General features: G+C 57.7%; 23 protein-coding genes. 8 read left to right on the forward strand and 15 right to left on the reverse strand.

Features of this window, described 5'->3' with window-relative positions:
• Positions 1-73: 73 nt before the first annotated feature.
• The 12 genes from recQ to L1S32_RS10050 all read right to left on the reverse strand — a co-directional run bounded on the left by recQ (position 74) and on the right by L1S32_RS10050 (position 14,079).
• Positions 74-2,161, reverse strand: a complete 2,088-nt coding sequence (gene recQ / locus L1S32_RS09995; RefSeq protein ID WP_278154954.1) for a DNA helicase RecQ — start codon at positions 2,159-2,161, stop codon at positions 74-76.
• Between the two features lie 144 nt (positions 2,162-2,305).
• A complete protein-coding gene (locus L1S32_RS10000; protein WP_278154955.1) occupies positions 2,306-2,686 on the reverse strand; it encodes a NifB/NifX family molybdenum-iron cluster-binding protein in 381 nt (126 codons plus the stop codon).
• A gap of 84 nt (positions 2,687-2,770) precedes the next feature.
• Positions 2,771-3,040: a hypothetical protein gene (locus L1S32_RS10005; RefSeq protein WP_278154956.1), complete on the reverse strand. Its 270-nt coding sequence runs from the start codon at positions 3,038-3,040 to the stop codon at positions 2,771-2,773.
• A gap of 67 nt (positions 3,041-3,107) precedes the next feature.
• Positions 3,108-3,500 carry a thioredoxin family protein gene (locus L1S32_RS10010; RefSeq protein WP_278154957.1) on the reverse strand — a complete coding sequence of 131 codons (393 nt, stop codon included), beginning with the start codon at positions 3,498-3,500 and terminating at the stop codon, positions 3,108-3,110.
• Between the two features lie 69 nt (positions 3,501-3,569).
• Positions 3,570-4,367, reverse strand: a complete 798-nt coding sequence (locus L1S32_RS10015; RefSeq protein WP_278154958.1) for an EFR1 family ferrodoxin — start codon at positions 4,365-4,367, stop codon at positions 3,570-3,572.
• A gap of 85 nt (positions 4,368-4,452) precedes the next feature.
• Complete coding sequence (locus L1S32_RS10020; RefSeq protein ID WP_278154959.1) at positions 4,453-5,184, reverse strand: protein phosphatase 2C domain-containing protein; 732 nt, start codon at positions 5,182-5,184, stop codon at positions 4,453-4,455.
• A gap of 143 nt (positions 5,185-5,327) precedes the next feature.
• Positions 5,328-5,492, reverse strand: a complete 165-nt coding sequence (locus tag L1S32_RS10025) for a hypothetical protein (protein ID WP_278154960.1) — start codon at positions 5,490-5,492, stop codon at positions 5,328-5,330.
• Between the two features lie 312 nt (positions 5,493-5,804).
• Positions 5,805-9,179 (reverse strand): UvrD-helicase domain-containing protein, encoded by a 3,375-nt coding sequence (locus L1S32_RS10030; protein WP_278154961.1) that lies wholly within the window; start codon positions 9,177-9,179, stop codon positions 5,805-5,807.
• Positions 9,180-12,272: a PD-(D/E)XK nuclease family protein gene (locus L1S32_RS10035; RefSeq protein WP_278154962.1), complete on the reverse strand. Its 3,093-nt coding sequence runs from the start codon at positions 12,270-12,272 to the stop codon at positions 9,180-9,182.
• 103 nt (positions 12,273-12,375) lie between these two features.
• Positions 12,376-12,921, reverse strand: coding sequence for a flavodoxin family protein (locus L1S32_RS10040; RefSeq protein ID WP_278154963.1), 546 nt, complete (start codon positions 12,919-12,921; stop codon positions 12,376-12,378).
• 31 nt (positions 12,922-12,952) lie between these two features.
• Positions 12,953-13,420 (reverse strand): GIY-YIG nuclease family protein, encoded by a 468-nt coding sequence (locus L1S32_RS10045; RefSeq protein ID WP_278154964.1) that lies wholly within the window; start codon positions 13,418-13,420, stop codon positions 12,953-12,955.
• A 56-nt stretch (positions 13,421-13,476) separates the two neighbouring features.
• Complete coding sequence (locus L1S32_RS10050; protein WP_278154965.1) at positions 13,477-14,079, reverse strand: MBL fold metallo-hydrolase; 603 nt, start codon at positions 14,077-14,079, stop codon at positions 13,477-13,479.
• A gap of 26 nt (positions 14,080-14,105) precedes the next feature.
• On the opposite strand from L1S32_RS10050, the gene thiC reads away from it, so the two are divergent.
• From thiC to L1S32_RS10080, 6 genes are all read left to right on the forward strand, one after another.
• On the forward strand, positions 14,106-15,392 hold the full coding sequence (gene thiC, locus L1S32_RS10055; RefSeq protein ID WP_278154966.1) for a phosphomethylpyrimidine synthase ThiC: 1,287 nt from the start codon (positions 14,106-14,108) through the stop codon (positions 15,390-15,392).
• A 243-nt stretch (positions 15,393-15,635) separates the two neighbouring features.
• Positions 15,636-17,063, forward strand: a complete 1,428-nt coding sequence (locus tag L1S32_RS10060; protein WP_278154967.1) for a glutamate synthase-related protein — start codon at positions 15,636-15,638, stop codon at positions 17,061-17,063.
• 103 nt (positions 17,064-17,166) lie between these two features.
• Complete coding sequence (locus tag L1S32_RS10065) at positions 17,167-18,990, forward strand: CBS domain-containing protein (RefSeq protein ID WP_278154968.1); 1,824 nt, start codon at positions 17,167-17,169, stop codon at positions 18,988-18,990.
• A gap of 83 nt (positions 18,991-19,073) precedes the next feature.
• Positions 19,074-19,496: a DUF5683 domain-containing protein gene (locus tag L1S32_RS10070; RefSeq protein ID WP_278154969.1), complete on the forward strand. Its 423-nt coding sequence runs from the start codon at positions 19,074-19,076 to the stop codon at positions 19,494-19,496.
• A gap of 209 nt (positions 19,497-19,705) precedes the next feature.
• On the forward strand, positions 19,706-20,545 hold the full coding sequence (locus tag L1S32_RS10075) for an MBL fold metallo-hydrolase (RefSeq protein WP_278154970.1): 840 nt from the start codon (positions 19,706-19,708) through the stop codon (positions 20,543-20,545).
• A gap of 235 nt (positions 20,546-20,780) precedes the next feature.
• Entirely contained in the window at positions 20,781-20,963 is a 183-nt protein-coding gene (locus tag L1S32_RS10080) for a hypothetical protein (RefSeq protein WP_278154971.1), read from the forward strand.
• Positions 20,964-21,072: 109 nt separating this feature from the next.
• Here L1S32_RS10080 and L1S32_RS10085 read toward each other — a convergent pair whose 3' ends face one another.
• The 3 genes from L1S32_RS10085 to L1S32_RS10095 form a co-directional block, all read right to left on the reverse strand.
• A complete protein-coding gene (locus tag L1S32_RS10085; RefSeq protein WP_278154972.1) occupies positions 21,073-21,450 on the reverse strand; it encodes a response regulator in 378 nt (125 codons plus the stop codon).
• A gap of 33 nt (positions 21,451-21,483) precedes the next feature.
• Positions 21,484-23,646: a histidine kinase dimerization/phosphoacceptor domain -containing protein gene (locus L1S32_RS10090; RefSeq protein WP_278154973.1), complete on the reverse strand. Its 2,163-nt coding sequence runs from the start codon at positions 23,644-23,646 to the stop codon at positions 21,484-21,486.
• Between the two features lie 90 nt (positions 23,647-23,736).
• Entirely contained in the window at positions 23,737-24,123 is a 387-nt protein-coding gene (locus L1S32_RS10095; protein WP_278154974.1) for an AIR carboxylase family protein, read from the reverse strand.
• Between the two features lie 552 nt (positions 24,124-24,675).
• Between L1S32_RS10095 and L1S32_RS10100 the strand changes: the two genes are divergently transcribed.
• Both L1S32_RS10100 and ribC read left to right on the forward strand, forming a co-directional pair.
• Positions 24,676-25,803 carry an alanine--glyoxylate aminotransferase family protein gene (locus tag L1S32_RS10100; RefSeq protein WP_278154975.1) on the forward strand — a complete coding sequence of 376 codons (1,128 nt, stop codon included), beginning with the start codon at positions 24,676-24,678 and terminating at the stop codon, positions 25,801-25,803.
• A complete protein-coding gene (gene ribC / locus L1S32_RS10105; RefSeq protein ID WP_278154976.1) occupies positions 25,800-26,261 on the forward strand; it encodes a riboflavin synthase in 462 nt (153 codons plus the stop codon). The genes L1S32_RS10100 and ribC overlap by 4 nt, the downstream gene beginning before the upstream one ends.
• The last annotated feature ends 88 nt before the right edge of the window (positions 26,262-26,349 follow it).

Here is a 26,349-nt window from a genome sequence, read left to right on the forward strand (position 1 = left end):
CGTTCCCTTTCATTTTCCTGTCAGTGAGGCCGCAGTATCCGGTTTGTCTGCCTGTTGCAGGCGGCCCTTCTCCCTATCGCCCGGCATATCGGCGGTCCATGGCACAGGTGAGCCGGATATCGGTATAGGTGAACCGCTCGCCAAGCACAGCCTTCAGCCGCCGGAGATCTGCTGTTCCCTCCTGTGCCGCTGCCTCCCGGATGGCTGCCTGCCGGTGGGGGGGCACGAGGTCGTCTATCTCCACGGGCTCCCCGTTCTCGATTGCCTCAGCAAGATGGGCGCCACAGATATCCGGGGTGAGCGATCGCCTCTCTGCAATCTCTGCCATCGTGCACCCGGCACGGAAGAGGCGCAGCGTCTCTGACACCGACCCGTCAGCTCCGGTATCTGCGGGTTTCAGCGCCGCCATGAATTCCGGGCCAAACCGCTTCAGTTTGGCGGCGCCCACCCCTTTGATGGAAAGAAATGCCGCATCGCTGTCCGGCCGTAACGTGGCCATCGCCCGGAGTGTCGCATCAGAGAAGATCATATACGGGGCAATCCCCTCCCTGTCTGCAATCTCCCGCCTCAGCCCCTTCAGCCGGAGGAAGACCGGGTCTTGAGGCTCTTCCTGCCGGGTCTGAACCTCTTTTTTCCGGGTTAGAATGACGCTTTCCGCACTATTTCCCATGGCCAAAAGCTCCCTGCCTGCCTCCCCCACCCTGAGCACCGGATAGGTGCCGCTCTCACGTTCCAAATAGCCGAGACGGATGAGTTCACGGATAAAGGAACGCCATTCATCCTTTGAATATCTCTTTCCTGCCCCGTATCCGGGGGTATCCTCCTGTCCCAGTTCACGGATCTTCTTTGTATTCGCCCCGCGGAGCAGATCGGTGAGGTGGCTGCTCCCGCAGGGGACCTCCAGATTTTGCACACAGGTGATGGCTGCCCGGGCAACTACCGTGCCGTCGAACCGTTCCCGCGGAGAGCAGCAGACATCACAGGCACCGCATCCGCCCGGCGGGAGCTCCTCGCCGAAATACTGCAGAATCATCGCCTGACGGCAACGGTGCTCCTCGCAGTACGCGGCCATATCCTCAAGCTTCGTATATTCCGCCCGCTGCCGGGCGGCAGATGACTCCTGCCGGATAAAGAATGCCTGCCGGTGCAGGTCGCCGGGCGAATAGAAGAGAATGCAGTCCGCCGGGTCACCGTCCCTCCCGGCCCTCCCTGTTTCCTGATAGTAATGCTCAAGCGACCGGGGAAGGTCGTGATGGATGACAAAGCGCACGTCCGGCTTGTCGATTCCCATACCGAAGGCGACCGTTGCAACGATGACCTGCACCCGGTCGCGAACAAATGCTTCCTGTGCTGCCTCCCGTGCCTGCCGGGTGAGTCCGGCGTGGTAGGGCAGGACACGGATCCCGGACCGGTGGAGGGTGGCCGCCAGATCTTCCACGCCTTTGCGGGAAAGGCAATATATGATTCCTGCCTGATCCCGGTGGTCCCGGAGATAGGAGAGAATTGCTCCCCTGGTGTCCTTCTTCGGCCTGACCTCATACCGGAGATTTTTGCGGTAGAAGCTTCCGGTTACCTGTCGGGGACGGCGGAGGTGGAGTTGTGCGATGATATCTGTCTGCACGGCAGGGGTGGCGGTTGCCGTCAGCGCCACCACAGGTGCCTGGGGAAATTCACGGATGAGGCGGGCCAGTTCCCGGTATTCCGGCCGGAACTCATGGCCCCACTGGGATATGCAGTGTGCCTCGTCCACCGCAATAAGGGTGACCTGCCCCTTCCTCAGAAGGGAGAAGAATTCTGTCTTTACCGCCCGTTCGGGGGATACATAGAGCACCCGCACCTCCCCCCGTGCGATTGCCGCCTCAGTCTCCCGCCGTTCGGCGTAGTCCTGCAGTGAGGTGATGCAGGCTGCAGTCACCCCGCATTCCCGGAGCGTGTCCACCTGATCCTTCATCAGGGCGATCAGCGGTGATATGACGACTGTCATACCGCCGGAGAGCAGTGCCGGTATCTGGTAGCAGAGGGATTTTCCCCCGCCGGTTGCAATCACGCCCAAGACGTCCTCCCCGTCTGCAAGGGCACGGATGATCTCCTCCTGATATGGGTACAGGGAGTTGTATCCGAAGTACTGCCTCAGGACTGTGGTGGCATCAGAAAGCGGCATGGAATATATTCAGATCAAGTATGGCAGAAGAGCGGGTTATGGGTTGTGATGCAGGTCGGATGCCCGGGAGACAGGATGAGGGAACCCTCATCCTGATGAAGGGATGTGCAGTTTGAACGTGTTCGGGACTTTGTGAAGCTTCCCTTAACAGCAGCCGCCACCGTCGTGGCTGTGGCCGGCACAGGCGCCTGAGGGATCCATCTCCCCGAGTCTTCCGTCTTTCAGTGCCTGAACATTATCTCCGACTGTGCCGGGTATGGCGCAGTATACTTTTATTCCTGCACCGTTGAGGCTCATAATGGCCCCCCTGCCGATTCCGCCGACAAGAACTGCATCAACAGAATGTTCTGCCAGTTCCCCTGCCGGTGCGCAGCCTCCCTGGCCGTGGGTAGAGCTTGTAGGTGGTACCTGTGCGCATTCTCCGGTCTCGGTCTCGACCAGAAGAAATGCCGGCGCAGACCCAAAATGGCCATATGGGATACTCTCAAGCCCTTTATCTTCACTGATTGGTATGCAGAGTTTCATAACTGTTACACTATCTCCTGTAAATGCAATAAGTGTTATTTTACTCATGTGCGCATAATTGTAGCGGTTCCGGCATAGGTGATCTTACTCATGGCAGGGGGTACGGCTGCGGTGCAGCGTATATGCTGCAATGAATGCCATAAACCCTCCCGGCCAGAGATACTCCTCACACTGATGGGCAAAATAGACCGGCAGGCAGATCCATATCCGGAATATTGGTGTATCTTCCGGGTATACAAAGAGCAGCAGAAAAAATATCGTATCTACGGCAAGGAATGGAGTTCCATACTGCCAGTGGGTATGCAGCCAGGCTGTACCGGCTGAGAATCTGCACTGGCACGGGCACTCCTCCATATATACCTGTTCTCCTGTCCGTTACAAATGGATTATTGTCTGTGCCTGAGGTCGCGGATGGGGGGTGTTATGCATATCCGCTGATCTCGTAATCCACCGCTGATGATTTCTCAGCACACTCTGCGCCATGCAGAAGCACGTCTTCAGCCCTTTGTTTGAGGATTGTCGGGTATACCGCACCGGAAAAGCTCTGCACCGGTTTTCCGGCGCAGAAGAACCCGAAGGTGGGAGTTGCCATTACGCCGTAGCGTTCTCCGATCCATGGGTTCTCCGCCAGGTTCAGCCGGACAAAGAGCATCTTTCCCGCATACTCCCGTGCATAATCACGGAAATACGGCTCCATTGTTCTGCAGTGAGGGCAGGTCGGGCTGTAAAACATCACCGCAACGGGGAGGCTGCTCTTCTCTACAGTCTCCTCCCAGTCGGTTCCTTGTAATTCACGAACAGGTGTCTCCGGCATATGCTCATCCTCTTACGTATATCGGGAGTATTGCAGGCATCCACAAAAAGACTACCGGGGGGTGCCCGGTTATTCCCGTCCATTCTGCACCATGAGATCTTTGATGCTCACATTCGGGTGGTGATACCTGCCCCGTGATGCCGTCTTCTTTCCTGACTGGATGGCACTCCGGGGACAGTAGTTGATGCAGGCAAAGCATGATTCACATGCATTTCCCCAATCAGGAGGGTTTACTCCGGCTACGGTGATGTTGTAGGCAGGGCAGACCAGTTCACAGGTGCCGCAGTTATTGCATTTCTCATCAGCTCTGAACCGTGCGCCCTGCGCCCGCAGCTGGCCCTTCAGAAACGGATAGAGGGCGCCGTTGAAAACATTCATCAGGAAAGGCCCCTTCTCGAATACGCTCTCTCCGCGGTTAATCTTCCCTGCAATCCGCTCAATATCGGACCGTGCGGTTGCGATTACATCGATCTCCTGATCTTCGGGAAGCACGTCCCCGAGCAGCATGTAATTGGTAGGCGTCTTCACACTGTATGCTGCGTTCATCGGGTGTGAGCGCTTTTTAAGGATATTGTTCAGCCGTTTCCATGCCCCGTCGCCCGCCCCTGCCATCGTCACAAGGCTAAAGATCCCATCTGCGGCGGTCAGATCTATTTTTTCGGCAAATTCAGCGACAAGAAGTGGGGGGCCTCCGATATAGACCGGAAATATGAATCCAATTCTCCCTTCCGGTGCGGTAATCTCCCCCCCGTCATGTATCAGCCGTGCCATGGGCACCAGCTTTGTGTCCGGGATGTGGCGGGCAAGTTCCCGCGCCGCCCAGAGGGAATTGCCGGTCCCGGTAAAGTAATACAGTGTTGTCTTCATGGCCGTACCTCCGGAAGAAGAATACTCTTTCTTTGGTGATAACAATGTTGGAAAACAGATGAATCACTCTCCTGAATCAAATATCTCATGTTGACTCGGCGGAGACGGTGACCACACAGACAGTAATATTGTCATCAGACACGGGAGCCGCTGCAGTGAGCAGTGCTACTGCTGCCGCACGGGCCGTCTTTCCCTGCACCTCATGGACGATGCGGTCCGGGGTCAGGGCATCATGCATGCCGTCTGTCGAGAGGATCACACAGTCCCCGGGAAAAAGCGGAGTCTCTGTCACATCGGCAGCAAAGGTGGCACCGATGGACCGGGTGATGATATGTTTCTGCGGGTGGCCGAATGCCTCGTCCGGACGGATGATGCCTGCATCAATCTGCTCCTGCACAAGGGAATGATCCCGCGTTACCGGGATGAGGCGGCCGCTTCGCACGACAAAACATCGTGAGTCGCCGGTATTGCAGGCGGTGAGGCGGCCCTCTGAGAAGAGTGCGGTCGTGAGAGTCGTACCCATGCCACTCCGCGGGCCCGTGGCCTCTGCCTTCACCACAGCATCCGCACGGGCATGCGCCTCCATAAGAATTGCCGGGCCGTTGAAAGAGCCGCCTGCGGCAAGGGCCCGGGTGACCACATTTTCTGATGCCTGCACAGCACAGGATGATGCCACATCCGCCGCCGGCTGGCCGCCGATGCCGTCTGCCACTGCACAGAAGAGAACTTCACCAAACCAGTGTGCTCCCCACGCATCCTCATTGTTGGGGCGTCTCCCTGCCACAGATATCGCATTGTATGCAAACCGGGTATGCACTCTCTTTCCTCCTGCCGTTGTAGCCGTTATGATATCAGTATGCACGAGAGAAGAGATTAAGGGCGGTGCTTCAGGATGAAAATAGCTACCCGCTGAAAAACAGATCATTACAGTACAGAAAGGGGGGGTCACTGTTTGCGGGTTTATTCCTGAAACAATGAGTTGAGTTTCTGGACGAACTTTCGGTCAGCGAAGACGGCATCACACTCTTTTGAAAGGCGGCACCGGAGGACATCATATTCATCCTCACTGTAGCGGTTGACGGAATGATGGATGCGGTCAGCAAAGAGATCGGGATTTGTTGACATGTGAACTCTGCCCTTACATCAGGGTGGAAATATTATATATCTTCTGTGTGGAATGCAAATAAATATATGTTGGTGGTATTCACAATAAAAAAGTATTGGGTGTGTCTGGCGAAGGTATATATGCGATATTTTTGTTTATGCCAGTCTGCAACTCTCTTATTTATGAAGAAAACGGGATTCTTCTGATAAAAAATGCAGATTATTTCTCTGAATAAAACGAAAAATGGTGATTTGGGTTGATTTCTCTGTATTCACGGTTATAAAATGAAATATGGGTGTAACTGCCTGTATCTGGCCCAAATTACCTCTTTTTCATCGGTACCTCTCTGCCTCAACTGCCGCCGCCTGTGCCGCTGCCGGATCGGGAGTCACGTGGATCATTCTTCCGGTCCGGGTATAGTAAAGGCAGGTCTCCGGTACTGCACCGGTCAGGGCACGAACGGCATCGGCATAGACGGCGAGCTGGATGAGATACTCCTCCCGGCAGGACCTCTCTCCCGGGTCCGGGCCGGTCTTGTAATCAATCACCACATACTGCCCGTCCGCTCTGCGGATGATCCGGTCGATTGTGCCCCGGACCATCACATCTCCAAAGCGGTGGACAAAGGGAACCTCACACTGGTGCCAGGTGCTCTCACGGATGACCGGGTGGGAGCAGAACCGCCGGTATGCCTCCTCACAGGCAGCTACCCGTGCCGCATCCGCCGGGAACCCGTGGAGGATGCAGGCACGGGCGGGAGCCATCCCGGCAAAGACGGCGTGCAGCAGGTCCCCTTCCCGTGCGGCACCATTATCCCTCTTTCCGGACTGCAGGAGGTGTACAGGATCCGGTCCCTCTTCACCCTTCCCGGAGGCATACCGGTGGATGGCGGTCACGGGCAAAGGGGGGCGTGACCGTGCGGCGTCAGGAAGCGGGGGGGTCATCCATGTGGCATCGGTCCTGTCTGCGGGGAGGGGACTGGTGGCCGTTACCGGCACCGGCGGCGGTGATGCAGCCATGGTCATGCCCCTTTCCTCTGTTGTAATAATGGGAATCAGCCACTCCCGCTTGTCAGGTGTGGTGCAGACGGTGCTCCCTGCAGAGACGTTGCCCGGAGTGATGCCGAGGGCGGCAAAGATCCGGTGCATCCGTGTCTTCCCGGCATCCGGGCCGAGGGCGACCATCTCCATATCCGGCATGGTCCCGGAGAAGAGGATATGGTCACGGGCCCTGGTGACCGCCACATAGAAGAGGCGGCGTGCCTCTGCCGCTTCCTTCTGCCTGCGCCGGTGACGGATCAGAAGGGAGACCGGGGCATCCACCGGGCCGTTTGGTCCTGAAATCTTTGTGGCAAGGCCCAGCCCCTCCTCAAAGACCATTCCGTTCTTCCGGCCGCCACTGTCTGCATTGGCAAAGGGCAGAACAACCACCGGGAACTCCAGCCCCTTTGAGGCATGCACGGTCATCACGGCGACTGCGTCCTTATCTGCTGTTGGCAGGGGTGCGTCCTCTTCTTTCGGAGCGTCCCGCACCGCCTGTCCGAGGTCTGTGGCAAAGTCGTCGAATCCGTAGCAGCCGGCAGATTCACGGGACCGGGCGATCTCTGTTATTTTCCGGAGGTTGGCGGTCTTCTGGTCGCCATTGTCCTGTCCGGCGCAGACAGCATACATGCCGGACTCGCGGAGGATGCGGGTGACAAGTGCTGACGGAGGCTCCCGGCGTGCATACGCCTGCCAGCGGTCAAGCATCCGGCAGGCATCTGCGGCAGGGCCGTTCGCATGCGCTTTCAGGCGGGAGAAGAGTCCCCTGGCCCGTCCGCCTGCGGCACGGAAGAGTTCTGCGTCAGAGATACCGAAGAAAGGAGATCGGAGGGCCCCGTACAGGGCAATGTCATCGTCATTATCGGCAAGGAAGGCGATCACTGCCGCACAGTCCCGTACCTCCTGCCGTTCATAGAAGGCGGTGCCGCCGTGGACCTGGTAGGGCACCCCGGCCCGCCGGAAGGCATCCTCGATGAGGTGGAGGCGGCTCCGTGTCTCGATGAGAACCGCACAGTCACCGAATCCGGCCGGTCTCTCATGCCATTCTCCTTCGGTGTCCTTTTCGTAGACCATCTTTCGCTGCTTTCTGACCATATCCGCGAGCCACGCCGCGACTGCCTCTGCCTCGGCAAGATGGCGTTCTGTGCTGGTCTTCGCGGAAGGGGTAATGAGAATTTCAGCAGAGCCGGTATGGTCCTTTCTGCTCTCGGTCACGCCCAAAAGGTCATAGCCGAACTCCCATGGGAGTCGGTCGGCGCCGAGGATTGCGGAGAAGAGGGTGTTCACGAGGCCGATAATCTCCGGTGCACTGCGGAAACTGGTGTCCAGCGCCACCTCACGTCCCCCCCGCTCTGCAAGAATGCGGTCGCGTGTTGCCTTGAACTGCGTCACATCAGCGTTTCTGAAGAGGTAGATGGACTGCTTCGGGTCGCCGACCACAAAGAGGGACCGTTCTTTCCCCGCGGCCGTGAGGATATCAGAGATGATGGCGGCCTGCAGGGGATCGGTGTCCTGAAATTCGTCCACCATGATCGCACGGTACTTGGCGGCGATGCCGTCCCGTGCCGCCGGGTTTGCGGCAAGCAGGGTCCGTGTGGATATGAGCATGTCGCCAAAGTCAATCGCCCCTCGCTGCGCCTTCTGACGCCCGATTGAATGCGAGAACCAGGAAAAGACTGTCCCGAGCGCCTGTAGCGTGCGGATGGTCTCTGCTGTCTCCGGGTCGTCCGGGGATACGGTTAGCGTCAGCAGCCCCTCTGCAATGCCGTCCCCCCATTCCTTCAGGGCACCGTATGCGGTAACCAGCTGTCTCTTCCCATCCCTCCCGAAGATCTTCGCACTCCCCATACTGCGGCTTCCCTTGCAGGAGAGGAGGGTGGCAAGGGCCCGGCAGGTCTGTGCGGGCTGGTTTGGGTCGAGTGCCCTGAGGCTGGGGGCAGCCTCAGCGAGGTAGCGGGTACCGGCATCCTCTTCTCCTGCAAAGGCGGTGGCAAGCTCCCCGAGGACAGCTGCGGCCTCTCCCGCAGGTGAGGCGAAGAACTGTGTACAGATATCTGCCTGTTCGGCCTCTACAGCCTCCCTCCAGAGAGCAGTCAGTGCCTCGGGTGCATCTCTGACGCGGGCAAAGAATTGCTCTGCATCCCAGCGCTGGCCATAAAGGGCTGTGAGGGTCTCCTGCACCTGCCATATGCCGAAGGTTCGGAGGCAGGTGAGGACTGCTGTTCTGACCGGATCGGGCAGGGGCGTGTAGAGAAGGCGGTAGAGTGCCTCGTCCATCATCTCCGTGAGTTCATAGTCCTCAATGACGGCAAATCCGGGCTCAAGTCCAGCCTCAAGGGCATATTCCCGCAGAATCCGTGCACAGAAGGAATGGATGGTGGAGATGCCGGCCCACATCAGTTCATCGCGGAAGCGGGCGGCCTCCTCCCCCTCTGCCGCTGAAAGTGCCTGCCGGACACGGTCCTTCATCTCGGCTGCCGCCTTCTCGGTGAAGGTGAGGGCTAAAATCTCCTGTACACCTGCCTGCTCATCCCCCTCCCGTTCGAGGAGGTCCAGATACCGGCTGACGAGGACATAGGTCTTCCCCGTCCCCGCTCCGGCCGTTACACAAAGGCTGCCCGTGCAGGTGATGGCAGTCTCCTGGATCGGCGTGCGCTGGGGCGGCATTTATGCCTCCTCTCCCGTGCGGTGCGCTTCAAGGCTTCTGAGGATGCCATTGCGGCAGATCCGGGAATATTCACAGTAGCCGGGACATTTCTCCGCATCCTCTGCAAGCGGAAACCTCCCGGCACGAATGCCTGCTGTGGCCTGTCCGGCTGCAGCCACCGCATGGCTGATGATCTCAGGGAAGGAAGGTGCGTCTTTTTTCATCCGTTTTGGATGGTAGGGTGCGAGGAGGTCTGCATAGCATTCGTCATGCACCACCACACTGTTTGCCACCTCCCGCCGCTTCATCACATAATAGGACGCTCCTGCCCCGGCAGCACCGGAGATCACCTCAAGGGCCCGCACATAGAGTGCCAGCTGGAGTGCGTTTCCTGCGATAATATCGGTCTGTTTTGGGTGGTTTCCCGTTTTATAGTCTGTTACCAGAAAGGTCCCGTCCGCCATGCGGTCCACCCGGTCGATGAATCCCCGGAGGAGAAGGGGTATCTCCTCTTCCGGCACATCCAGTGCCACCGGCGCATCGTGGATACTGTTCGGGCGGTTTTGCGTGCCGAATCCTGCCTCAAAGAGGGACGGCACAAAGGGGGACGCCCGTGTCTCTGTCTCCTGCAGGATGAACTCCTCAAAGAGCCCCGGCCCTGCCCCGTCCGTGCCGAGGAAGGCCTCCATTCCCGCCTCCCATGCGGCACCGGGGCGGGTGTACCGGGCCAGCACGGTCTCTGCCTGTGCGAGGATATGAACCGTCGCCTCCTCCCTCTCTCCCGGTCCCGGGCCGGCGGGGTGGCCCGCCATCCATTCCCGGTAGAAGAGCTGGCAGACCTCATGAACAATGGTACCGTATGCGGTGGCTGATATATCCCTCTCCTCCTCCGGGAGTGGCTCTGTGCCCAGCACATGACGGAGGTAGAACCGGAAGGGGCAGGTGACATAGTCCTCCAGCGTGGTTGCCGACCAGACGGTCTCTTCGGGGTAGCGTTCGGCAAGCATGCCGGGGATATCCGGATCAGTGTGAAGCATGCCGTCAAAGGCTGAGTCACAGGTGCCGTGGCGGTGATACTCCTCCGCGGTGATGCGGGCGGCCACGGACTCAGCAGTGATACCGTCAGGGAGCCATCCTGACGGGGGCAAAAAGCCGTCTCTCACCGCACGCCCGGCCCGTTCCGTCCTGCTCTCACCTGATGCAGGCATGACCGTGCACTGCCAGTCTGCGTGCGGGAACGTGTCAGCTGCGGTGGCATAGAAGGGGGAGGGGATGAGCACTCCTCCGTCACTCTCTGCGTGGCTGAGCCAGAGGGCCTCACCGGCAGAGAGGAGGGCAGCGAGGAAGTAGTAGCGCTCCTCCCGCAGTTTCTCCCGACGCCGCATCGTGCCCATCGCCCGCTCCTCCTGTTCGGTGGTATAGGGCAGAAGAGGGGGAATATCAGGCAGACGTCCGTCGGTGAGATCGGCTATGAAGACCACCGGCACATGCAGCCCCTGAAGTTCACGGATACCGCAGACCTGGACGGCATCCGGCTCCGGTTCATGTTCGGGGCGTGCCTCTGCTGCGGCTGACAGAAGGACGGCTGCCGCCTCGCGGATGGTCACCTGTGGGCCCTCCCGTCCTGGAGTGCCCGCCATCCGGTCAAGCAGGCGGTGAAATTCACGGAGAGCTGTTCTCTCGCGTTCTTCTGTGGCTGCATCAGGTGCCGGCGGAAGGCGGGGGGCATCCCACCGGGCGTAGAGGTTCCTGAGTGCCTGAATATGCTCTGCCATCGGCTTGGGCCTCTCCAGTGTCCGCAGGTCACGGATGAGGGCAACAACCGCATACTCTGCCCGTTCTGTTGCCTCAAGATCACGAGCGGCGGCTTCCTGCCTGTACGGGGGATTATCCGGTTTTTTCGTCTCTTCTCTCAGACGCTCCTTCAGGCGGGCAAACCCTTCCTCCCAGCGGGCTGCACTGGCCCTGATGCCGGCCTGACAGGCCATGTGGTTTATTTCGCTGCCGGAGACGATCCGGTTGTCTGCGTCACTGAACCGGAAGAACGGCTGGGAGAAGAGCTGCACGACAGCCTGGCGTTCATAGCCTTCTGCGGCTATGCGAAGGGGCAGCAGGAGGGCCTGGACAAGCGGCTCCTGTGCAAGCGGCAGGGTGGCAGAAGAAGCCGCAGGGATGCCAAAGTCGGCAAATATCGCTGAAAGACGCGCCTCCTCCGCCCGGATGTCGGGCAGGGCGACCGCGATATCCCCCGGAGGGGTGCCGGCATGGATGAGCCCGGTGATCTGCTGGGCTACTGCCCGGAATTCACTCCGCCGGTCAGGAAATGTGCCGCAGGAGAACGGCACCGGGGGGGTGAGGGCGGCGGTTTCGGAGAAGAGCCATTCGGGCCCGTCTCCTGCTCCTGACGGCGGGCGTATTTCCGGCCCGAATATAGCCGGGTTTGCCCCGGCTGGAGTGAAGACGGCCCAATAACCGCCGCACCCGGTGAGCATCCGGAGGAACCGTTCCGTCTCCGGCAGGGGTGCGTGGATGCCATAGATGCATCCGGAGAACCGTACCGGAGAGCGGGCAAGGGCGTCAGCTGCGGCGCTGCAGGCCGAAGGCGTGTCCACCGCCCCTTCCGCCTCCAGACGTGCCCGGTAGTCTGCAAAGATATCGCCGATGACCCGGCTCTTCTTTCCTGCCCCGGTGCCGAGGCAGGCGGGATAGTCAATGCCCCGTTCGGCCAGCACCCCAAAGAGGCGGGAGAGGTCCTGAACAAGGCGCTGTCCTCCCTCCTTTCCGCCCGGGGTAAGGATGCCCCGGCCCGGATGGGCCCGGATGGCCTGGTGCAGGATGACCCGCGCCTCTTCTGCGGGAATGATGCGCAGGTCTGGTGCAGTCCGGGAGAGGATGGCTTTTGCCACGTCAGTTGGTGTTCCTGCAAGGGCAGGGATATGGGGGATGCCTTCTTTGTTCATCCGGTCACGCAGGGTGGAGGCGAGGCGTATTGTCGGCAGACACAGGACCGCAGAGAACGGATCCTCCGCTGCGCGTGCGGCAAAGAACCGGAGGCATTCCTCCTGTTTTTCACCCGGCAGAACTGGTATTTCAGTCAGTCTCTCTGCGGTCATGCTCAGGGCCTCCGGTAATACATGACAGTATCTGAGCGCTCTGTAGGTTTACATCTCGCGATATGTGTTGAAAAAAAGATGGGCAGATGCCGCCGGCATGATGCTATCCCAGCGTGGCAATCTTCTGTCCGACTTTAACTGCGGCCTCACATGCGGCTGTGTCACCGATGATATCACCCGGCAGAGATGCCCTGCCGGTAACAGATCCCGCATAGACGAACTCGTGGGCATTCGCGAATCCCTCGAGTGTCTCAAGGGCACGGTCTGCCCCGCAGTCACCGTTCACGGCTACGGTGACCACATATTTGCCGGAGAGCCTGCGGTCGTGCCAGAGGGAGTATGTCCGGTCAATGAAGTTCTTCAGCTGTCCGCTGACATCGTAGTAGTATACCGGAGTGCCGATGACAAGCACATCACACTCCACCATCTTCTCTGCGACAGCTCCCCAGTCGTCATTCGTGATGACGCACTCCTTCTTCTCCCTGCACTGGAGGCACCCGGTGCACGGGGTGATGTGGTGGCCCCCGAGTGAGATAAATTCACAGGTCGCTTCTGCGTTTGCTTCAGTTACTGCTTCAAGGATCTTCCTGACAAGATAGGCGGTATTTCCGTTTGGCTGCATGCTCCCTGAGATTCCCAGAACTTTCATACTGGTAGGTCGAATTCAACTTATTTCAGCGTTATGTCCGTACTAAATGATCGTTTGTTTCAGGGGCGACAGTAATCACCACCGGCCTGCACCCACAGGCGCTGAGGGCACGGCAGCATTCTGCCTGCGGCTCAGTATCCCGATACAGAAGATGTGTGGTGCACCGGCAGTCGCTGCACCCGAATCCCCGGACCCCTTCTCCTCCGAGCAGGTGGGCAAGGGTGCATTCCAGCCGTTCTGTGGTCTCGCCGCAGACCGCTGCCGTGAGCACAAACCGGGTGTCTGTGAGCAGGCGGTCGATGTGCCACCGCGGCCGGTGGTCTGCATCCCCCTGATGCACACGAATATGGCGGTCCACCCGTGCAAGCCCGCCCGGACCGAGGGCCGAACCCACATAGATGTACCATCCGGCGGGGAATCTGGTCTCACCCAGTGCACCCACCGGAAGCGCTGCCCCACTGGTCTTCAGGATGAGGCAGTAAATGCCTTTTTCCGCCATTGCTGCCGCCTTCTTTTACTCTCCCGTCTCTTTTTGGATGTTTTCTGCGTTCTCTTTCAGTAATAGCCGATCATCCGGCGTGCCGCTTCGATATGCCGGAATCCGTTCTCTTTTGCCGGCATCCCGTGGCCCGGCCAGAGTCCCTGCACATCATATGCCGCCAGCCGGTCGAGGGAGCGGACCAGTTCCTCCTGTGACCCGCCGGGAAAGTCGGTGCGCCCAACCCCGCCGTCGGCAAAGACCGTGTCGCCGGAGATGAGGTTCTCACCCTCCGGGTCCCAGAGGCAGATGGAACCCGGTGTATGGCCGGGTGTATGTATCACCTTCAGGCCGCCGATTGTATCGCCGTCCTCGAGGGTGCCTGTCAGCGGCACGGCGGGAGAGCGTTCCCCGAACATCAACGAGAGCGTCGTCTCTGCACGCCCATAGGTCAGGGCGGGTTCGTCTGCCTCGTGGATGAAGACCTCTGCATCACACATATATGCGATATGGTGGGCGTGGGCGATATGGTCATAATGGCAGTGGGTCAGTACAATCGTTGATATTTCTGAGGCATAGGCCTCAACCTGCATCGGGGTTACGCCCGCGTCTACAAGCACTTCTCCGCAGAGATAGGCGTTTGCCCAGTAGCCTTCTCCCGGAATCCATCTCACCTGCATGCAAGATAATAAGGATGCACTACCAAATGTCTGTTATGCAGACCCTTATCAGGGAGTGCCTCTCCGGAGTACCGGATGAAATTGAGGCACTGGCCCGAAGAGAGGGACTCGATGGGCGAAAGATGGCACGTGATGTTGTGCGGGGACGTATTGTCGTCCCGGCAAATCCACAGCGTGAACACCGTCTCTGTGCCATCGGGTCCGGTTGCCGGGTAAAAGTAAATGTGAACATCGGGACCTCCGGTGTCCGGTGTGACCCGGCACTTGAACTGAAGAAAGGAGAGGCGGCGCTGGCAAACGGTGCAGACGCCCTGATGGACCTCTCCACGGGGGGAGATCTTCAGGCGATACGCCGGAGTATTCTGGGGCTTGATACCACCGTCGGCACCGTGCCTATTTACGATGCGGTGCGCCGTGCCGGCAGTGCCTCTGATATCACCGCAGACATCCTCTTCAATACCATCCGTGACCATTGCCGTGACGGGGTGGACTTTCTCACCCTCCACTGCGGTGTCAATCGTGATGCATTCGCCTCTCTGCGGCGTGACCCGCGGGTGATGGGTGTTGTCTCACGGGGCGGTTCCTTTCATCTGGCGATGATGGACGCGACCGGTGAGGAGAATCCCCTCTATGCAGAGTATGACTACCTGATGGAGATGCTGAAAGAGGAGGATGTCTGCATCTCCCTCGGAGACGGGATGCGCCCCGGTGCGGTTGTCGATGCCGGCCGGCAGGCAAAGACGGTGGAGTATCTCACCCTCGGCACTCTTGCGGCCCGGGCACAGGAACAGGGTGTCCAGCGGATGATCGAGGGGCCGGGCCACATGCCGGTTGACCAGATCACCTACAATGTGAAGATGATAAAAGAACTCACAGAACATGCTCCGTTATACCTTCTGGGACCACTGGTCACAGATATTGCCCCGGGATATGACCATGTTTCTGCCGCCATCGGCGGGTCGATTGCCGCGATGGCCGGTGCTGACTTCCTCTGCATGGTATCACCGGCAGAACACCTCGCCCTGCCGGACCTGGCAGATATCGAGGAAGGGACACGGGTGGCAAAACTTGCCGCACACATCGGTGACACCACCCGGCGCCCGGAAAAATGGTTCACCGAAGGGGAAAGGCAGATGGCCGATGCCCGGCGTGCCCTTGACTGGGAACGGCAGTTTTCTATTGCAATGTTCCCGGAGCATGCGAAGCGTATTCATGAACGGGACGGAGAGATCGAAACCTGTTCGATGTGCGGGGATCTCTGTGCCGTGAAGCTGGTCAGCGATATCCTGAGCGATAAAAAGACCATCGGATGATCCGGATACCCGGGTCACCCACACCATATTTTTCGATTCTTGTAGCCATTTGCCGGAACTCTGACGGTGTCCTGTACGTTCTGGAGTATCTCAGCTTTGACAGGCTTCATCCGGTCTTTTGGCAATTTTCATCATTTTTCCGGCCTGATTGGGTGCACTCCCGGAGGGCCCGGGGCCGCAAGACTAATCATGGCAGGGAAAAAGAGTATTCAAAAACCCGCCATGCGGGTAAGGAGGGTGGATATGTCGTGGTATATGTGTGATGTCTGTCATTCGTTTGAGTATGATGATGAAGTGGGATCTGTTGAGGGGGGGATACCAGCCGGGGTAGCGCCGGAGGACCTGCCGGACGACTGGACCTGTCCGGTCTGTGTATCCGATAAAACCCATCTGAAGAAGAAACCAGGTGCTGCAACAAAGGCTGACCGGACCGAACCGGTGGAGGCAGATCCTGCGGCCCATATCTGCCGGTCGCCTGATTATATTGAACCCCACTTTGTCCAAATTAAGACAATGGCACAGACCGGACAGCCGGTCATCGAACCGATGCGGACCGCCCGTATGATGGTCTCATGGGATGAAATTCTCATCATTGCAGCGGCCCTCCGCCGCCTGCCCCTGAACCCGGACGAACCGGTGGCATTGGAGACGGTCATCGGCCCAAACGCACGGCAGCCGATGGTCCTCTCAGTTCCCTTTTATGTCACCCACATGTCATTCGGGGCCCTCTCCCGCGAAATAAAGATCGCACTTGCAAGGGGGAGCGCCCGTGCGGGGACTGCATGCTCCTCCGGGGAAGGTGGCATTCTTCCGGCCGAGTTCGAGCAGGCCCACCGGTATATCTTTGAGTACATCCCGAATCGCTATAGTGCCACCCCGGAATATATGCAGACAGCAGACGCAATTGAGATCAAAATAAGCCAGTCGGCTAAACCGGGGATGGGGGGCTTTTTGCCCGGTGCGAAGGTGACAGAAGAGATCGCCGCCATCCGGGGATTTCCCAAAGGGCATGACATCCTGAGTCCCGCCCGGTTTGAAGATATCCGCTCTCCGGAAGACCTGAAGACGAAGGTGGATTATCTGCGGGATGTCTCGGGCGGCAGGCCCATCGGCATCAAGTTTGCTGCAGGTGATATTGAAGGAGATCTGGAGGTGGCGATTGCTGCGGAGCCGGATTTCATCACTATTGACGGGCGGCCGGGTTCAACGGCGGCGGCACCGAAGGCTGTAAAGGATGCGACCGCCGTCCCGACGATCTATGCCCTGGACCGTGCCCGCAGATATATGGACGACCACGGGGTGAAGGGCATCTCTCTTGTCATGACCGGTGGATTCCGTATCTCATCAGATATCGTAAAAGGTCTTTCACTTGGTGCAGATGCAGTAGCACTGGGCACTGCCTCCCTGATCGCTGCCGGGTGTGATCAGTATCGCATCTGCCACACCGGTGACTGTCCCACGGGGGTGACCACCCAGAATCCTGACCTCCGTGCACGGGTGGATCCTGAGCGTGCAGCGGAGGGTGTTGCCCGGTTCTTTGCCGCCACACGAACGGAAGTTGAGGATTTTGCCCGGCTCTGCGGCCATCATGATGTGCATGACTTTTCGGTGCGTGATCTCTGCACCATCAGTTCTGAGATATCAGATCATACCCGTATCAGGCATGCCTGAGAAAAAAGCCTCACTTTTTTGGATGGATGGACGGCTTTCCGTTACAGAACGGTATATATGAGGACACGGGCTAATGGTTGAATATATACGAGCGAACTCTGTTATGTCACCTGAAGATCAATCCCGGCCAATCACCATTGCCTCCTGCGTACGGATAACGACCCTCATGACGAAGGATCTGGTCTGTGTCTCCCCGGAGACCGTGGCCGCCACGGCGGCGGCCAGTATGGCAGAACGCCTGTGCGGGAGCTGTCTTGTCATGGCCGATGGAGCACTCCGGGGAGTCATCACGGAACAGGACCTCACCCGCAAGGTCGTCGCAGCCGGAAAAGACCCGGGGACGACTCCGGTCTCTGCAATCATGTCGTCACCGGTCGTCACCCTTGGCAGTGAAGGAACGGTTGGTGAGGCCGCTGACCTGATGATCCGGCATACTGTCCGGCGCATTGTGGTGGAAGAGGAGGGCATTCCGGTGGGCATTGTGACCGCACGTGATGTGCTCGGCTTCGCAAGTGATATGAACGCCATTTTGCAGGACCTGTCGGGGATGTACGGGACCATGATGTTTCTTGATCCTGATATGCATGTTCTCTGGGTCAACAGGCAGCCGGAAGATGCCGAGGTCACATATGTTTCCGGCCCGGTGCACTGCTATGAGTTCCTGCACGGCAATGCCACCCCTTGCCATGGCTGTCCTCTGACGCTCTCCGGGACTGCTCCCGAAAGAACAGTGCGAACATCAGAGATCGTTGACAACGAACGCCGTATCTGGCAGGTGCAGTGTCATCCGGTCAGCTGGGGGGATGGAAAAGTCCTCGGTGTGATTGAGTCCGCAATTGAGGTCACCCGTGAACGTGAACTGGAACAGGCACTCCGGGAGCACCGGAACCACCTGCATATGGCAGTGGAGGGTGCGGATATTGAGACCTGGTACTGTCGTTCGGGACCGGGCGGAATGGTGATTGGATCCGATGGAGGGGTTTTATTTGCCCCGGATACCCGTTTTTCCGGCACGGAAGATATGTTCAGGTACCTGCAGATGAGGATGCATCCTGATGATCTGCCGGTCTTCCGTGGTATGGTTGAGTCTCTGTTGTCAGGGAGCGAACCCGTAGGAGAGGGGCGGTTTCGTATGAGTGTTCCCGGAGGCGGATGGCGATGGATACGGACGATGTGCGGGGTGGGTGATATTGCTCCTGACGGAACCGCTGAAGCGATTGGGGGGGTCAATATTGATATCACCGATCTCACCAATTACCGGGCCGCCATTCAACGGGCAAGCAGGAAACTGAATCTGCTCGCTTCGGTTACCCGCCACGATGTCCTCAATCAGGTTAGTGCCATTATGCTTGCCGGTGAACTGCTGGAGCTGGATGGGTATCTGGACAAAGACTCCGGGCTTGCGGAGACTATCGGGCGGATGATATCGTCTGCGGAAACTATTGGACGGCAGATTCTTTTCACGAAGGAATATCAGGGGCTCGGTGAGGCAGATCCGGAATGGCAGGCAGTCTGCCCTCTTGCCGGTTCGGCAGCTCGCGAGCTTGGATCCGGGGCCGGCACGCTGACGCTTTCCTGTGAATGTGAGGGGCTGAAGGTGTATGCAGATCCCATGTTCGGGCATGTTATCTTTAACCTCATCGACAATGCGATCCGCCACGGGGATGGGACCACGACTGTTTCAATCGGCTTTATGGATAGTCGGGACGGCGGGATACTCACGCTCGAAGATGATGGCTGCGGTGTTCCCGCTGAGCTCAAGGAGGTGATATTTTCCCGTGGTTATGGAAAAAACACGGGTTTTGGCCTCTTTCTTTCACGCGAGATTCTGGAAATAACCGGCATCTCAATCCGTGAATGCGGAGAGCCTGGTGATGGGGCACGCTTTGAGATGCTGATTCCTCATTCCGGGTATCGGGTTGTCTGAGGCGCAGAGGGGCGTTTTTTGGAGAAAGATATACCTGCTGTGAGGGCGATAGGAGGATATCAGAGATATGGGGTGGAGAAGAGATGCCAGAGAATATACCGGTATGCCCCGAATGTGGGCACCCTCTTCCCGAAGGAATGACCGGGCTATGCCCGTCCTGCAGGGAATGGAAGGATTCTGCCCCTCTTCCGCCGCAGAAGAATGTGCATGCAGCAGTTGTTCTCTCATTCTTCTTCCCCGGCTTCGGGCAGGTCTATAACGGTCAGTACAGGAAAGGGCTCCTTGTACTGGTGGCTACGATTTTTGGCCTCTTCTTCTTTCTGGTCCCCGGGATTGTCATCCTCGGGGCCGGTGTATATGATGCCTATCGGACTGCCCAGCGGCAGAACGCCGGCGCCGTCCCGTTTCGTGAGATGCACCTGTACCACGTCCTCCTGTATATTATCATCTTCATCCTCGTCTGCTTTGGGGCGATGTCAGTCTCTTCGGTCTTTATGATGCCGTGAACGGGGCCGTATGGCTCCTGGTTTGGTAAATGCAGGGATGGTTCAGGATCCATTTTCCACCGGGAGATACGCTGAACATGGTGGCCTTCCCTCTGTTCATATTGACGGAGTCGGCTATCTTTCGGAGTTTTGTTTGTCCCGGGGGCCATTGTTGTTTAGCCCAAACCCCTCTTTTAAGGTGCTGACCGGCAAATATCAGAGCAATGGCGATGGAATGCACACTGCTGGCTGACAATACAGCCCTTACCGATCGCTATCTCCTCTCGGAATCCGGTTTCTCTGCATATATCCGGGACGGGGATGCACGGGTGCTCTTTGATACAGGATTCTCCGGGGTTTTTCTGGATAATGCACGCCGGATGGACATCGAACCGGCGGAGGCCACGCATGTGGTATTCTCCCACGGCCACCTGGACCATACCTGGGGCCTGCAGGCGCTGCTGCCTGAACTCGGGAATGAGACGACCGAGGGCACTGGGCACCGGCCACCGGTTTTTCTTTCCCACCCGGGGGCCTATCTGCCCCGGAGGCGTCCCGGCAATTCAGAGATCGGCACGCTCTATAGTGCTGATATCCTGGCCCGGTTTGGAACTGTACAGCTTGCAAAAGAACCGGTCTGGATCACCGACCGTCTGGTCTTTCTGGGTGAGATTCCCCGTGTGCATGCATGGGAGGCTTTTGCCCCGAATGCAGAGGTGACACTCCGGGATGGCACCACAGCACCGGATCACCTGACCGATGACTCGGCGCTTGCCTACCAAAGTGACGCTGGCCTCGTGATTATCAGCGGCTGTTCGCACTCCGGTATCGCAAATATCATCGACCATGCCCGGGGGGTCTGCAGCGATGACCGCATCCGGTCGGTTATCGGCGGCCTGCACCTGATGCATGCCGATCAGGAACGGATTGAACAGACAGCCCGTTTCCTGGCGAAATTGAACCTGGAATCCCTGCATGCCTGCCACTGCACCGGGTTTGCAGCCCTGCACACGTTTTCCCGGACTCTTCCCCTGAAGGAGACCGGCACCGGGCTGAAGACGGTGTGGTAAATTCAAATGAATCGAATGTGACATTGGGCAGCCAAATGTCCCGGCACTTTTTTAGTGGTTATGGATCGGGTAATTACGAGCCGCTCTGTTTAGAATAATGAGATACTTCTCACCGTTATTGAGATCCATTTCATGGGAATATCCTCAGGTTTCGTCCACAGCCTGATACACCTCGTTTTGCCTCAGGCCCTGCCGACAGAAAAGGTCATGCGGTAAAGGCCCATACTCCACTAGCATGAAAAATGTTGAGATGACTCTTGAAGGCACGATTCTTACGATGAAAGTTGATATTTCAAAAGATTTTGGGCCTTCAAAATCAGGGAAGTCCATCACGATTGGATCAACCGAAGGCAATGTCTCCGTCCCCGGCGCTGAGCACGTTAAGGTTGGCCTGAATGTGTATAAAAGCAATAAATAGAAACTATTGGGTTGCCTCTGACAAGAGGCATTCTTAATGCGTGATATGCCTGCCCTGCAGATTTATCATTGTGATCTGGCGGCACTATACGGGGGCTTAGACTGCCCGTTCATACAGGAATGCCCTGTGTCAGGGCAGTGAGGAGCAGCTTTTTGTTTATCGGCTTCGGGAGGAAGGCATATGGTCTGACTCCCTCGGCCCGCTCCTTTGTCCGTGAGTCGGTGTAGGCCGTAAGAAATATGATCGGAATATCAGAGAACTCCCGGATGCGTGTTGCAGCTTCAATGCCGTCCATATCTTCTTTCAGGTTAATATCCATCAGCATGACCTGCGGGGACCTGTCCCTGACACAGTCGACTGCCTCCCTGCCGGTCTTAACGGTGCAGACCACCTCAAATCCCTCGCGCGTCAGCAGTTCACGCAGCAGCATTGCAATCATTCCCTCGTCTTCTACAATGCCGACGGATCGCCTCTCATTCTCTTCCATTATCTGTCGCTTATCCTCTGCGTATCCATGAATTCATTCGTTATCCGACGGGAATCGTATTGTCCATGTTGTCCCGCCGGGACCGGTTGCAATCTCATAGCTGCCGTCAAGCTGGTACTCAACAAACGTTTTCACCATCCGAATCCCAAGAGTTGTTGCCTGTTCCGGGTCATATTTATCCGGAAAACCGACCCCGGAGTCGCTGACGGTGAGTGTCGTATTTGCGCGATCATATTTCATCTGTATGGTTATTATATATTCTGGTGTTCCGACAAAGGCGTACTTCATTGCATTGGTGAGAAGTTCATTGAGGATGAGGCTCACCGGAATCGCCGTCTCCAGTGAGAGTCTGCAGTCGTCTGCCTTCACGTTCAGGGTGACCTTTGCCGCATCCGGGAAGGTGCTGATGATCTCATGTGCCAGACGTTCAAAGTGGGACTGGACGTCAATCGCTCCGAAAGAGTCTGAGCGGTAGAGTTCCTCATGGACTGCGGCCATCGAACGGATGCGTCCCTCTGCCTCGCGGATCTCGGTTGCTACATAGGGATCCCGCTCCTCTTCCTTGGCTGCCTGCATCTCAAGCATGGAGGAGATAACCGCGAGGTTGTTTTTCACCCGGTGGTGAACCTCCTGCAGAAGCACGGTCTTCTCCTGGAGGGAATCCCGTATCTTCTGCTCTGCCTCTTTCTGCTCTGTGATATCCATGCCGACAGACTGGTATTCGGCCACCGCTCCGTTTTCATCAAAGATGGCGTGGTCATCCCATCGCTGCCAGCGGACGGTGCCGTCGTCAAGAAGGATACGCTGTTCAATCGTCTGGTGTGCATTACCGGCACGCAGGGCGGCAAAGTGTGCCGCAACCCGCTCCCGGTCATCCTCATGAATACAGGGACGGAATTTCTTTCCTTCTATCGTCTCCGGGTCCAGACCGAAGTAGCGCGCATAGGCACGGTTGATGAAGATGATGGCGCCATCGGTCCGGAACCGGGTGATCATCTCGGTCTGTCCCTCCACGACGGAGCGGTACAGATGCTCACTCTTTGTAAGGAGTACCCGTGTATTTGTGAGTGCCACGTTCTGGAATATGAGAATTACCACAAGGATGCCGAGGATGAGTGCAACCGTTGAGACGCCAAACGCCACTGTCCGGTCGACGGTGATTGAGTCAGATGGCTGGTTGATGATGGTCGCTCCTTCCGGCAGGTCCGACTCTGAAATCCCATATCGCTGCATCTCAGTATAGTCGAAGAGAGATATGGTTTCCGGGGTGTGGATGACCGGGCCGGTGCCCGTGAGTGGTTTTTCATCCAGCACCCACAGGGCATGCGTTCCGGCGTGATATCCCAGATCATAGGGTGAAATCTGTACACCCCCGACCACCCCCCTGTTGTTGTACACACTCACTGCAGAATAGAGAGGGACGGGGCTTGCCGCAGAGAGTTCAGCAGAGATCTCATCGATATGGTAGGGGGTGAGGTCCTGGTCCGCGAGGTAATATGTGATAATCAAAACAGCCGCGGTATCCGGCAGGTCTGCCAGATCTGCACTGATGGCATTGATGTCAGCACCCACTTCCGGGTAGAGATAGGTGATGGCGCCGGTACGCCCGGCGGTCTGTTCATTTATCTGGGTGCGGATGGCACGGCCGGTGTAGGAATTGTCAAGGATGACATAGATGGTGTCAGTCTCCGGGTTTATGTTCCGGATAACATCGATGGTCTCCTGTACGGGCAGAATCTCCAGTGTTCCGATATAAAATGCCGTCTCATCGCCTGCATCCGGAAGGTTGGATGCGTTATTTATCCCCGTGAAGACGACCGGTACACCCGGAAAGAGCCGATCACCATAGTCATTCATAAAGAGGAGGGCAGCATCATCAGAGATGATTATCACATCCGGACTCGCCGTCCGGTATTTGTGGGCAAAGGTCTGATAGAGGTTTTCAAAATGGGTCGCGTCATTGATGGCTTTTGCATCCAGATATTCGATGGAGAGCTGAATGCGGGTGCGTTCGGAATCTGCGATGGCCGCCTCGATGCCTGCTTCCATCTCCTGATTCCAGATGTAACCCGGCCCGTATGAACTGATATAGATTATCTGGTCATGCCCGGCGGTTTCAGCTGCTGCTCCGGGGAGGAGAAGCAAAAGAATCAGCAGAGCTCCTGTTGCCAGGATCCGGGGGGGTGTCGGTCGCATCTATAGATGGATGAAGCGGTTAATAGGTATAAATGGATTTCTTTTTACATGGGTTGCTAAAAAACAGTCTTTATGGGCAGGATCTGCCGTTCAGACCTTCAGGATACGCACCGCAAGATGGGCGGCATTGGCTCCGTTCCCGATGCCGACACAGGCCACCGGAACGCCGCGTGGCATCTGTGCGATTGCAAGGAGTGCGTCCAGGCCTCCAAGGGTGCCTGCCGCAACCGGCACGCCAATGACCGGCTTTTCGGTCAGGGATGCAACCACGCCGGGGAGTGCGGCGGACAGCCCGGCGATGGTGATGAAGACCCGTGCCTCCGAACCCTTCACATATGCAGCCAGCTCCTCCGGGTTCCGGTGCGCGGAGAGCACCTGAAAGTCATAGGATACGCCCTCCTCTTCGAGTACACTTGTTGCCTTGCTCACAATATCTTCGTCTGATGCCGAACCGGCAATTACAGCCACATCTGCCATTGCGAGAGTATATCGAGGTCTCTGCATAAAGAGATTGACTTTAGGATCGGAGAAGACGGAGCAAGGGAGAAGAAAGAGCGCCGGGAGACGTCAGGGCACCGTTTCCGGGATATACCGGTCCTGCAGTATATCCAGGGGTTGAGTTGTGTGTTGTGAGGTGCCCTGAGACGTGTATTCCATCCCGTCTGCCTGACAGCCCGGAGGTGCGGTATATAGTGTTGCACACCCGTGCCGCCGAGGAGGGTTATGTTGTCCATCGGATCATTAAATAGATGTGATGAATGCAGTAGTACTCGTTTGCATCGCGTCTCCCTGGGATTTTTGTTGGGGACTTGCCGGCTGCTGCTATGGGTATGACAGGTCTGAGAGCATGTATACCCATTCCTTTCAGATGGCTGAACTCTCTGCATAACGATGTGGTTATGGGGGTTGAAATATGGAGTGATGCCTCGATTCTCCCCGGCCCTGTGGTGCCCGGTTTCAGCCTGCGGATGGGACGCCCTGCATAACCTCCATATGGCATAACCGCTAAAAATTATCACACTGATCAATATGCAAAATGAATCACTTCTTATGATGCCGGGCCCGGTCCCGATGCCGGAACGCGTGCGGTTTGCGATGGCCCGCCAGGCGATGAATCACCGTGGTGCAGAGTTCGGTCAGGTCATTGAAGAGACCACGGCGATGCTCAAAGAGATCTTCTGCACCCAAAACGATCTCCTGACCATCAGCGGTTCAGGGACAGCCGGCATGGAGGCCGCCATCTCAAATTTCTGTCAGGGCAGACGGGTTGCCTGTCTCGTGAACGGCAAATTTGGTGAACGCCTCTATAAGGTGAGCCAGCGCTACGGTGATCCCGTGGCACTCACCTCCGACTGGGGCACCCCCCTGCCGCTGGAGGCACTGGAGAAGGAGCTTGAGGAAGGTGCAGAAGCGGTTACCCTCGTCCACAACGAGACCTCGGCCGCCATTCTGAACCCGGCAGAAGAGGTCGGGCGCCTTGCTAAGAAGCACGGGGCGCTCTTTATTATGGACGGCATCACCTCCATCGGTGCGGATGAGGTATATCCGGACAAGTGGGGCGTGGATGTGGCCATCACCGGTTCACAGAAGTGCCTTGCCGCACCAGCAGGCCTTGCGGCACTCTCAGTCTCACAGAAGGCATGGGATGCACAGTGTGAGAACCCGCCGTTCTATTTTGACCTTCCGGCATACCGGAAGAACGCGGCCAAGAACCAGACGCCGTTCACTCCGGCCGTGCCGCTCTATCTTGCCCTGCGTGAGGCATGTGCGATTGCACTCGAGGAGGGTATGGAGGCCCGTATTGCGCGCCACCGGCAGATGGCAGATGCCGTCCGGACGGCAGCAGATGTGTGGGGTCTCTCCCTCTTTGCACAGCCCGATGCGCTCCACGCCTACTCCAATACCGCAACCGCGATCTGCTATCCTGAGGGCATCACCGATGCAGCCATCCGAGGAAAAATCAAAGACCTTGGTATTGAGGTCTCCGGCGGGCAGGATCACATAAAAGGGAAGATCTTCCGGATCGGTACCATGGGCGCCACCGGTGCTCCTGAAGTGCTTGCTGTCCTTGCGATGGTGCAGGGCGCATTCAAAGCAGCAGGATACTCCCTCAAGGGCGACGGAGTCTCTGCCGCCTGCGAGGTGCTGTTTGCATGAAAGTCGGGGTCTGTGACACCACATTCGCCCGCGTAAACATGGGCGCTGCCGCGGTGGATGAGCTCAGGCGCCATGCCTCAGTTGCTATCGAGCGCTACACCGTCCCCGGTGTCAAGGACCTCCCGGTCGCTGCAAAGATCCTTATCGAGGAGCGGGGCTGTGACATTGTCATGGCCCTCGGGATGCCGGGCGGCAAGGAGAAGGATCGTCTCTGCGCCCACGAGGCGTCCCAGGGACTCATCCAGTGCCAGCTGATGACCAATCATCACATCATCGAGGTCTTTGTCCACGAGGATGAGGCAAAAGATGACAAAGAGCTTGCCTGGCTTGCCGAACGCCGGGCCCGGGAGCATGCGGAGAATACGGTGAAACTGATTCTCCGACCCGATGCGCTCATCAAAGAGGCCGGCACCGGTCAGCGCCAGGGATTTGAGGACGCAGGTCCTGCCCGGCACTAATACTTTTTTGTGTTCCGGGCTCGCACCACTGGTCAGTATATCCGGCTTCGGGTCACCGCATTATCAGATGTCCGGAGGCGGTGCCATG

This window comes from Methanogenium sp. S4BF, assembly GCF_029633965.1.
Lineage (GTDB): Archaea > Halobacteriota > Methanomicrobia > Methanomicrobiales > Methanomicrobiaceae > Methanogenium.

Bases quoted from the DNA above. Each gene is read 5' to 3' on its own strand.
- recQ (WP_278154954.1), bottom strand. From the start codon at position 2,161: ATGCCGCTTTCTGATGCCACCACAGTCCTGAGGCAGTACTTCGGATAC.
- L1S32_RS10000 (WP_278154955.1), bottom strand. From the start codon at position 2,686: ATGAAACTCTGCATACCAATCAGTGAAGATAAAGGGCTTGAGAGTATC.
- L1S32_RS10005 (WP_278154956.1), bottom strand. From the start codon at position 3,040: ATGGAGGAGTGCCCGTGCCAGTGCAGATTCTCAGCCGGTACAGCCTGG.
- L1S32_RS10010 (WP_278154957.1), bottom strand. From the start codon at position 3,500: ATGCCGGAGACACCTGTTCGTGAATTACAAGGAACCGACTGGGAGGAG.
- L1S32_RS10015 (WP_278154958.1), bottom strand. From the start codon at position 4,367: ATGAAGACAACACTGTATTACTTTACCGGGACCGGCAATTCCCTCTGG.
- L1S32_RS10025 (WP_278154960.1), bottom strand. From the start codon at position 5,492: ATGTCAACAAATCCCGATCTCTTTGCTGACCGCATCCATCATTCCGTC.
- L1S32_RS10030 (WP_278154961.1), bottom strand. From the start codon at position 9,179: ATGCCGCCCCAGCGCACGCCGATCCAGGAGACTGCCATCACCTGCACG.
- L1S32_RS10035 (WP_278154962.1), bottom strand. From the start codon at position 12,272: ATGACCGCAGAGAGACTGACTGAAATACCAGTTCTGCCGGGTGAAAAA.
- L1S32_RS10040 (WP_278154963.1), bottom strand. From the start codon at position 12,921: ATGAAAGTTCTGGGAATCTCAGGGAGCATGCAGCCAAACGGAAATACC.
- L1S32_RS10045 (WP_278154964.1), bottom strand. From the start codon at position 13,420: ATGGCGGAAAAAGGCATTTACTGCCTCATCCTGAAGACCAGTGGGGCA.
- L1S32_RS10050 (WP_278154965.1), bottom strand. From the start codon at position 14,079: ATGCAGGTGAGATGGATTCCGGGAGAAGGCTACTGGGCAAACGCCTAT.
- thiC (WP_278154966.1), top strand. From the start codon at position 14,106: ATGTCTGTTATGCAGACCCTTATCAGGGAGTGCCTCTCCGGAGTACCG.
- L1S32_RS10060 (WP_278154967.1), top strand. From the start codon at position 15,636: ATGTCGTGGTATATGTGTGATGTCTGTCATTCGTTTGAGTATGATGAT.
- L1S32_RS10065 (WP_278154968.1), top strand. From the start codon at position 17,167: ATGTCACCTGAAGATCAATCCCGGCCAATCACCATTGCCTCCTGCGTA.
- L1S32_RS10070 (WP_278154969.1), top strand. From the start codon at position 19,074: ATGCCAGAGAATATACCGGTATGCCCCGAATGTGGGCACCCTCTTCCC.
- L1S32_RS10075 (WP_278154970.1), top strand. From the start codon at position 19,706: ATGGAATGCACACTGCTGGCTGACAATACAGCCCTTACCGATCGCTAT.
- L1S32_RS10080 (WP_278154971.1), top strand. From the start codon at position 20,781: ATGAAAAATGTTGAGATGACTCTTGAAGGCACGATTCTTACGATGAAA.
- L1S32_RS10085 (WP_278154972.1), bottom strand. From the start codon at position 21,450: ATGGAAGAGAATGAGAGGCGATCCGTCGGCATTGTAGAAGACGAGGGA.
- L1S32_RS10090 (WP_278154973.1), bottom strand. From the start codon at position 23,646: ATGCGACCGACACCCCCCCGGATCCTGGCAACAGGAGCTCTGCTGATT.
- L1S32_RS10095 (WP_278154974.1), bottom strand. From the start codon at position 24,123: ATGGCAGATGTGGCTGTAATTGCCGGTTCGGCATCAGACGAAGATATT.
- L1S32_RS10100 (WP_278154975.1), top strand. From the start codon at position 24,676: ATGCAAAATGAATCACTTCTTATGATGCCGGGCCCGGTCCCGATGCCG.
- ribC (WP_278154976.1), top strand. From the start codon at position 25,800: ATGAAAGTCGGGGTCTGTGACACCACATTCGCCCGCGTAAACATGGGC.